The following is a 1,944-nucleotide window of genomic DNA, read 5'->3' as shown; positions in this document are numbered from 1 at the left end:
GTAAGGCACCGCGCCCCCGGCCCGGACCCGCCCGCCTCCGACCCCGAGCCCAGGAACCCCCATGCGCTTCGCCACCTACGAGCACCGGGGCCGCCGCCACTGCGGCGCGCTCGCCGACGACCGCCTGCACCCGCTGCCCGCCGGCACCGACCTGCTCGACCTGATCCGCTCCGGCGCCGAGGCCCTGCACGCCGCCGGCCGCACCGCCCTGGCCGGCCCGCCCGGCCCGGCGGTCGGCGAAGTCCGGCTGCTGCCGCCGCTCCAGCCGCCCACCGTCCGCGACTTCGTCGCCTTCGAGGAGCACGTCGAAGGCGTCCGCAGGAGCGTCAGCGGCGTGGCCGGCGTCCCCGAACAGTGGTACGCCGCACCGACGTTCTACTTCGGCAACCCCTACGCGGTGATCGGCGCCCACGACGGCGTGCCCGTCCCGCCCGGCTCGCAGGCCCTCGACTTCGAACTGGAGGTCGCCGCCGTCATCGGCCGGGAGGGCAGCGACCTCACCCCCGAGCAGGCCCGCGAGCACATCATCGGCTACACCGTCTTCAACGACTGGTCGGCCCGCGACCTGCAGTCCGCCGAGATGCAGGTCGGCCTCGGCCCCTGCAAGGGCAAGGACACCGCCACCACCCTCGGCCCCTGGCTGGTCACCGCCGACGAACTCGAACCGTACCGGGACGCGGACGGCTTCCTGCGCCTCGCCCTGACGGCCCGGGTCAACGGCACGGTCGTCGGCACCGACCTGCTCTCCAACATGGGCTGGACCTTCGAGGACCTGGTCGCCTACGCCTCGCGCGGCACCGCCGTCCGCCCCGGCGACGTGCTCGGCTCCGGCACCATGGGCAACGGCGGCTGCCTCGCCGAACTCTGGGGCCGCAACGGGCGCCGGGAACCCGCGCCGCTGAAGGTCGGCGACACCGTCGAACTGACCGTCGAAGGCATCGGGACGACCGCCAACACCGTCGTCCCCGGCGTCGAACCGCGGCCGGTCCCCGCCGCCCGCCCGCGCCCCCGGACCCGCCCGTGACCGGGGCCGTGACCGGGGCCGCGACCGGGGCCGCGGCCGGAGGCGGACGGCTGGCCGGCCGGGTGGTCGTCGTCACCGGCGCCGCGCAGGGCCAGGGCGCGGCCGAGGTCCGGGCGCTGGCCGCCGAGGGCGCTGTCGTGGTCGCCACCGACGCCCGGCCCGCCCCCGGCTGCCGCGCCCTGGACGTCACCGACCCGGACGCCTGGGCCGCGCTCGCCGCCGACCTGCGCGCCGAACACGGCGCGGTGCACGGCCTGGTCAACAACGCGGGCGTCACCTGGCGGGCCCGGCTCGGCGAGGTCACCGCCGCGGACTTCGCCCGGGTCCACGCCGTCAACGCCACCGGCCCACTGCTCGGCATGCAGCACCTCGCCCCGCTGATGCCGCCCGGGGCGTCGATCGTCAACGTCGGCTCCGCCGCCGCGCTCACCGCGCACTACCCCGTCGCCTACACCGCCAGCAAGTGGGCGCTGCGCGGCCTCGCCAAGGCGGCCTGCGTGGAACTCGGACCGCTCGGCATCCGGGTGAACACCGTCCACCCCGGCTTCATCGAGACCGCGATGACCGCCACCGCCCCGGCCGCCTTCCGCGAGGCCAACCTGCGCGAGACCCCGCTCGGCCGCACCGGCACCGTCGACGAGGTCACCGGGCTGGTCGTCTTCCTGCTCTCCGACGAGGCGTCCTTCATCACCGGCGCCGAGATCCCGGTCGACGGCGGCTACACCGCGCACGGCGGCGCCAAGTCGGTCTCCGACGCGCTCCGGGCCGGATAGCCCCGGCCCCCGCTCCCGGCCCCCAGCCCCCGGTCGACGGCCGACGGGCCGTCAGCGGTGGCGGGCGGGCCGGTGGACCAGCGCGAGCGTGAAGCCGACGGCGCCGACGACGATCAGCACGACGCCGCTGACCAGCAGGGAGACGGG

General features: G+C 76.7%; 2 protein-coding genes. Both read left to right on the top strand.

Features of this window, described 5'->3' with window-relative positions; genetic code table 11:
- The first annotated feature begins 61 nt into the window (after window positions 1-61).
- Window positions 62-1,024, top strand: a complete 963-nt coding sequence (locus ACFUEL_RS39155) for a fumarylacetoacetate hydrolase family protein (protein WP_380242905.1) — start codon at window positions 62-64, stop codon at window positions 1,022-1,024.
- A complete protein-coding gene (locus ACFUEL_RS39150) occupies window positions 1,021-1,797 on the top strand; it encodes an SDR family NAD(P)-dependent oxidoreductase (RefSeq protein WP_380242903.1) in 777 nt (258 codons plus the stop codon). Before ACFUEL_RS39155 ends, ACFUEL_RS39150 begins: the two co-directional genes overlap by 4 nt.
- The last annotated feature ends 147 nt before the right edge of the window (window positions 1,798-1,944 follow it).

Origin of the sequence: Kitasatospora sp. NPDC057198 (genome assembly GCF_042670125.1) — a bacterium.
Classification (GTDB): Bacteria; Actinomycetota; Actinomycetes; order Streptomycetales; family Streptomycetaceae; genus Kitasatospora.
Note: the sequence above shows the minus strand (reverse complement) of the source record. Positions and strands in the feature narration are given on the sequence as shown.

Bases quoted from the DNA above. Each gene is read 5' to 3' on its own strand.
- ACFUEL_RS39155 (WP_380242905.1), top strand. From the start codon at position 62: ATGCGCTTCGCCACCTACGAGCACCGGGGCCGCCGCCACTGCGGCGCG.